The following is a 6,382-nucleotide window of genomic DNA, read 5'->3' as shown; positions in this document are numbered from 1 at the left end:
CGTTGCACTTGACAGACGTGTGATTCAGCATGAACCTCTCGGTTTCCACGACTACAACTGCCTGCAGATGAACGCCTATGCCGTTGTGAGTGACAGCGGTACCCTGCCTGAGGAGAGCAGTTTCTTCACTTCTGTGGGGCATCCTTTCCCTGCTGTATGCATCCGTACGAGTACGGAGCGTCCCGAGGCTCTTGACAAGGGTATCTTTGTCCTTGCCGGCATTGACGGGAAATCCTTGCTTCAGGCTGTAGATACTGCCGTGGAGATGAACAGGAATGAGGACGATGGCCTGCCGGTGCCCAATTATACGGATGAGAATGTATCGGCCAAGGTTGTGAAGTTGATTCAGAGCTATACGGGGGTGGTGAACAAGATGGTTTGGAGAAAATTCTGACTGCTGGGATGAACATTCTTTTTTTGACAATATCCCGTATCAATGGCTTGGAAGAGCGTGGCATCTATACGGACCTGATGCGTGAATTTATAAGGAACGGGCATGCCATGTATATAGTATCCCCTTATGAGCGGAGATTCCATCAGCCTACCGGAGTCATGGAGAACGGTGGTGCAAGAATATTGAAGGTAAAGACACTCAATATCCAGAAAACGAATATTGTAGAGAAGGGGATTGGCACTTTATTGTTGGAAAGCCAGTATCTGCATGCCATTAATAAATACTGGCGGGATGTGAAGTTCGACCTTATTCTTTATTCCACTCCTCCCATCACCTTCAATAAGGTAATCCAGACCTTGAGAAAACGCTGGAATGCTAAAACCTATCTGATGCTGAAGGATATTTTTCCGCAGAATGCGGTGGATTTGGGTATGTTCTCCAAGAAAAGTTTTCTTTATAGGATGTTCAGGAGTAAGGAAGAAAAACTTTATGAATTGTCAGACTTTATCGGTTGTATGTCACCTGCCAACTGTGAGTATGTGTTGAAGCATAATCCTGTCATTGATGCGGCAAAGGTGGAAATCTGTCCGAATAGTGTGGAGTTTCAGGAAAGGTTGAAAGGAGATAGGAAAGAGAGTGAACTGCTGAAAGAATTGAATATTCCTATATCAAAAAGGATTTTTATCTATGGGGGTAATCTGGGAAAACCTCAAGGGATAGATTTTTTATTGAAAGTGATTGAGGAGAATGAAAAGCGGGATGACTCGTATTTTGTAATTGTAGGTAGTGGTACAGAGTATATGAGGGTTAAATTATGGTTTGATACACACTTGCCCCAAAACGCTTGTCTTCTTGCTGCATTGCCGAAAGCAAAATATGATGAATTGGTGAGCTTGTGTGATGTAGGCTTGATATTCCTGGACAAGCGGTTTACGATACCCAATTTCCCATCGCGTCTGCTTTCGTATTTGGAATGTAGGATGCCGGTGCTAATGGCTACGGATGTTAATACGGATATCGGACAGATAGCTGAAGAAAGAGGTTTCGGTCTGTGGACAGAGAATGGGAGTATAGATACCTTTATGAAGATGGTGGAGTTTATGATAGAGGATGATAAACGGATGAAAGAGATGGGAGAAAAAGGGTATAGATTCTTGTGTGAGAATTATACTGTAGATAAGAGCTATAAGGCTATAATGAAGCATTTTTGAGAGTATGTATAAACATGGTTTGAAAAGAGTGATTGATTTTATTCTGGTCTTTATTGTATTGGTTGTTATCTGGCCCATTTTATTACTTATTACTATTGGGTTGTATTTTGCCAATAAAGGTGCAGGAGCATTCTTTACTCAGGAGCGTCCTGGAAAGGATGGAAGAATATTCCGTTTGATAAAGTTTAAAAGTATGACGGATGAACGGGATGCAGAAGGCAAATTATTGCCGGATGCTAAACGATTGACTCATGTGGGTAAATTTGTTCGTGCCACTAGTATTGATGAGCTTCCGCAATTGATTAATGTTTTGAAAGGGGATATGGCATTAATTGGTCCAAGACCTTTATTACCGGAATATCTGCCTCTCTATTCAAAAGAGCAGGCTCGTCGGCATGAAGTGCGTCCGGGGATTACTGGCTGGGCACAAGTAAATGGACGAAATTTTCTCTCTTTTAGTAAAAGATTTGAATTGGATGTATGGTATGTGGATCATTGCTCATTTATGCTTGATTTAAAGATTGTATGTCTATCAATTCATAGAGGTTTATTTAGGAAAGATATCTTAATTAGTGATAATACACAAATAATAGATGTGGGGTATCGTATAAAGAAAGAGAACTCTTTTGATCAATGAAATTATAGGCTTATGTATAAAAGAGGATTAAAGCGTGGGTTAGACTTTGTAATTGTTTTTATAGTTCTGTTGGTTATCTGGCCCATATTACTTCTTCTGATAATTTTCCTCCATTTCACCAATAAGGGTGCCGGTGTCTTTTTCACCCAGGATCGCCCTGGAAAAAATGCTCGGATATTCAAAGCCATAAAGTTTAAGACAATGACAGATGAGCGGGATTCTGGAGGAAACTTGTTGCCGGATGCTGAACGCCTGACAAAGATTGGTAAAATAGTCCGTTCTCTTTCCATAGATGAATTGCCACAATTAATTAATGTATTAAAGGGGGATATGGCATTGGTTGGCCCCCGTCCTTTATTGCCGAAGTATCTTCCTTTATATTCAGAGAAACAGTTCCGTCGCCATGAAGTACGTCCGGGAATTACGGGGTGGGCACAGGTAAACGGACGGAATGATATCAGTTGGAAACGTAAGTTTGAACTGGATGTGTGGTACGTGGATCATATTTCTTTCTGGCTGGACGTGAAGATTATTCTGCTAACCATAAAGAAAGTGTTCGTTAGAGAAGGGATCAATAAGGAAGGTAATGCTACCACTGAGGCTTTCAACGGTCATAACTGAAATGAACATCCATCAGATTGTCAATTCTGTTTTCACCTCCAATACTTATATACTGTCTGTTGAGGGGAAAGATGGGTATGTATTGATAGATATTGGGGATATTGCTCCTATAAAGCAGGGTGTTCAGGAAAAGTGCGGAACGGTACAAGCCTTGTTTCTGACTCATACTCATTACGACCATATTTATGGTATAAAAGATTTATTACGATTGTATCCTGATTGCACAGTTTACACTTCCTCTTTCGGTAAGGAGGCTTTAGGTTCGGATAAACTTAATTTTTCCCGTTATCACAATGATCCTGTAATATGGATGGGAGATAATGTGACGGTTTTACATGAGAATGATAAAGTGGAAATATTTCCGGGAATTTTCGTGGAAGTGTTTGAAACTCCCGGACATGATAAAAGCTGCCTTACTTATAAAGTCGAGAACAATGTTTTCTCGGGTGATTCATATATCCCGGGTGTTAAAGTCATTGCCTCATTCCCCAATAGCGATAGGGAAGATGCACGGATCTCGAAAGAACGTATCATGGAATTAACAAAGGATTGCAGTCTGTATCCCGGTCATGGAAACATTTATGAGTAAATTATTCCGATATCTGGAAAGGATTTATAAAGCCGTTTCCTTTCTTTTTATTCCCCACTATGTGAGGAATCCGAAGTCTGATCATTAAATAATCACATATATATTTATGGATAAAACTATTTATCTCTGCCTTGCCCATATGAGCGAGGAGGGTATTGAACAGAAATATGTAAAAGAAGCCTTCGATACGAACTGGGTGGTTCCTCTCGGTCCTAACGTGAATGCTTTTGAAGAGGATTTGAAACGTTTTGTAGGCGAAGGCAAGGAAGTGGTGGCACTTTCGGCCGGTACGGCGGCAGTACATTTGGCTCTGTTGGCTTGCGGAGTGGGACAGGGTGACGAAGTGATTGTACAAAGCTTCACATTCTGTGCGTCTTCGCATCCGGTCACTTATCTGGGGGCTGTTCCGGTATTTGTGGATTCTGAGAAAGAAACTTGGAACATGTCTCCGGAACTGTTGGAAGAAGCCATCAAAGACCGCATTGCCAAGACTGGCAAAAAGCCAAAAGCTATTGTTCCTGTGGCATTGTACGGCATGCCCTATGACTGTACACGTATCATGGAGATAGCCGATAGGTATGCTATTCCAGTGGTGGAAGATGCTGCTGAAGGTTTTGGCTCCCGTTTTAAGGGACAGGTACTGGGGACGTTCGGCAAGTTCGGGGTGCTGAGCTTTAACGGTAACAAGATGATTACTACCAGTGGCGGTGGTGCGTTGATTTGTAAAGATGCCGAAAGCAAGAATCAAATCATGTGGTATGCCACGCAGGCTCGTGAGGCTTATCCTTATTACCAGCATGAGGCGATAGGGTATAACTATCGCATGAGTAATATATGTGCAGGTATTGGTCGTGGTCAAATGACCGTTGCCGATAAGCATATTGCACATCACCGACATGTGCAGGCTCTCTATAAGGAACTGCTTAAGGATGTGGAGGGGGTATTGCTGCATGAAGCTCCTTCGGCTGATTATGACTCTAATTTCTGGCTTTGTACAATCACTCTGGATTCTTCACTTCGCATCAAAGGGCAGGAAAATGCTTATAAGGATGTTGTCAGGACTGCCGTAGGTGGTGCTGCAGGTGTGATTCATGCCGTAGATTGTGCTACAACAGATTGCCAGCCCAACGAGAATGTGGAGGCTTTGCGTGCTTTTATGCTTGGCAAAAAAATAGAGGCACGCCCGGTTTGGAAACCGATGCACAAGCAGCCGGTCTATAAGGATGCTCCGGCTTATATCAATGGGGTATCCGAAGCTATTTTTAAAATCGGTATGTGCCTTCCTGCCGGGCCGTGGGTGACTGATGAAGATGTATATTATATTGTGGAGTGTATAAAAGAGGCCATAGTAAAATAATAGATGAAAATACAGCTTTTTTAACTACGACCTTGACAACGCTATCGGTTGCCAATACGTTTGTCAATGCGGATTTCATCTATACCGTTGTCTGTTCCGTTCTAGTCTTCTGCTTCTTCAATTTCTGCAAGCGTGCCAAATATTCACCGCCTGATGCTTCATGAGAATATTGGACTACCGCATCGCAAACATCTTATCAGATTATGGCGAATGAGCTGAAGATTCCCCATGTCATAGTATCTTCGACCTATATGGCAGTACAGGCAATCATCATCGTAGGATATATAATGTGTTTGGATTCAGGTTACTGGTATCTGCTATGTACCATCCTCTTGTTAAGTCTTATTTATGTCTGTTTCATGAAGAGGTATTTTGGATTACATCAATCAATTTGAAATAAGCTTTCCTTTTCTTGATGATTGTAGGAATTAATATTATCTTTGTCATTGAAAGGAGAAAGTAATATGGATACTTCTATTAATTTGTCAGATAATTATTTGGATAAATTATTGTCACTAAGTGATGAGATGAAATTGCGCATTATAAATAAACTGTCGGAAAGTTTATTAAATAATGGCAGTAGGCGGCATGTACATGTTGGAAAAGTGAAGACTGAGAAAAATGATTTTGTGTTGCCCAAGGATATTCAGGAATTAATAGGTATAGCTTCGGGGATAGAAGATGCAGAAGATGAACGTCTTAATTATCTATTGAACAAATGATAAAAGCTTTTATTGATACAAATGTCTTAATAGACTTGTTATTGGAAAGAGACGGATGTCAAGATGCTGCCACTATTCTGTTGTGTCAAAAAGAGCAGAAATGTTCTTTGTTTTTGTCATCATTGACTATGGCAAATATTGCATATATTCTTAGAAAGAAATTTAAAGGAATAGCACTATATAATGCTTTAAATAAACTGAAGACATTCTTTTCTGTTGTTAGTTTGACAGCTGATAATGTTGAATCGGCTCTAATGTTACAAGCTACTGACTTTGAAGATGCATTGCAATATTTTTCTGCAGCCAATATACAAGCTGATGTTATTGTGACAAGGAATGAAAAGGATTTTTATTTTTCACAAATAAGTATTACGTCTCCTAAATCTTTTCTTGAAAGCATATCTTGATTAAGTTGGCTTACTTGAACTGATAACTTGTAAAGTAAGCAGTCAAAAAATGGCTATTGATTGCAACCTCTATCTTCGCTGCGAACAAAAATTTTAGAATTTATGTATAGCAGTGAAGATCTTGAAAGGTTTTACTTTCAATACCAGACCGAGGCTTTGCCTCATGGAGAATCTCTCCAATCGTTTTGCGTTAAGAACAAAGTTCCTTATAACATCTTTCAGAAATGGTACAAGGATACCCGTAAAAAAGTAGTTGAAGTCCAGGTTGATGGTGCTCCTGCAATTGGTCATGAGGAAAAATCCAGGGCTAGTGATCAACCTCAACCGGTATCACCAAGCAGAGATGATCACCCGGTTCGTATTTGGGTTGGGATTCGTATCAGCAATGGCTTGCATTTGTCCCAAAAGAATTTAAGCTACCAGGATTTGGTTCGTATGGTAGAG

The 6,382-nt window shown here is 40.6% G+C and carries 9 protein-coding genes and 1 pseudogene; all 10 read left to right on the top strand.

All coding sequences use genetic code 11. The features are described from left to right. A partial coding sequence (locus ABUA47_RS08645; protein ID WP_349831533.1) for a UDP-N-acetylglucosamine 2-epimerase occupies positions 1-394 on the top strand: 394 nt, incomplete at its 5' end. A gap of 8 nt (positions 395-402) precedes the next feature. Further along, positions 403-1,605 (top strand): glycosyltransferase family 4 protein, encoded by a 1,203-nt coding sequence (locus tag ABUA47_RS08640; protein ID WP_035449242.1) that lies wholly within the window; start codon positions 403-405, stop codon positions 1,603-1,605. 4 nt (positions 1,606-1,609) lie between these two features. Then, positions 1,610-2,242, top strand: a complete 633-nt coding sequence (locus tag ABUA47_RS08635; RefSeq protein WP_051642921.1) for a sugar transferase — start codon at positions 1,610-1,612, stop codon at positions 2,240-2,242. Between the two features lie 12 nt (positions 2,243-2,254). Beyond that, on the top strand, positions 2,255-2,863 hold the full coding sequence (locus ABUA47_RS08630) for a sugar transferase (protein ID WP_016273554.1): 609 nt from the start codon (positions 2,255-2,257) through the stop codon (positions 2,861-2,863). A 1-nt stretch (position 2,864) separates the two neighbouring features. After that, a complete protein-coding gene (locus ABUA47_RS08625) occupies positions 2,865-3,452 on the top strand; it encodes an MBL fold metallo-hydrolase (RefSeq protein WP_035448263.1) in 588 nt (195 codons plus the stop codon). A 106-nt stretch (positions 3,453-3,558) separates the two neighbouring features. After that, entirely contained in the window at positions 3,559-4,809 is a 1,251-nt protein-coding gene (locus tag ABUA47_RS08620; protein ID WP_005836416.1) for a DegT/DnrJ/EryC1/StrS family aminotransferase, read from the top strand. 56 nt (positions 4,810-4,865) lie between these two features. After that, positions 4,866-5,204 (top strand): annotated as a pseudogene (locus ABUA47_RS08615) (UDP-GlcNAc--UDP-phosphate GlcNAc-1-phosphate transferase); the annotation flags it as partial. Between the two features lie 69 nt (positions 5,205-5,273). Further along, positions 5,274-5,531, top strand: a complete 258-nt coding sequence (locus tag ABUA47_RS08610; protein WP_035448265.1) for a hypothetical protein — start codon at positions 5,274-5,276, stop codon at positions 5,529-5,531. Continuing rightward, positions 5,528-5,938, top strand: a complete 411-nt coding sequence (locus ABUA47_RS08605; protein ID WP_035448267.1) for a type II toxin-antitoxin system VapC family toxin — start codon at positions 5,528-5,530, stop codon at positions 5,936-5,938. The genes ABUA47_RS08610 and ABUA47_RS08605 overlap by 4 nt, the downstream gene beginning before the upstream one ends. A gap of 102 nt (positions 5,939-6,040) precedes the next feature. Further along, positions 6,041-6,382 (top strand): hypothetical protein (locus ABUA47_RS08600; protein ID WP_347774733.1); only part of this gene is annotated, 342 nt, incomplete at its 3' end.

Origin of the sequence: Bacteroides sp. RTP31139st1_H2_RTP31139_211217, from assembly GCF_040227615.1 — a bacterium.
GTDB lineage: Bacteria > Bacteroidota > Bacteroidia > Bacteroidales > Bacteroidaceae > Bacteroides > Bacteroides uniformis.
Note: the sequence above shows the minus strand (reverse complement) of the source record. Positions and strands in the feature narration are given on the sequence as shown.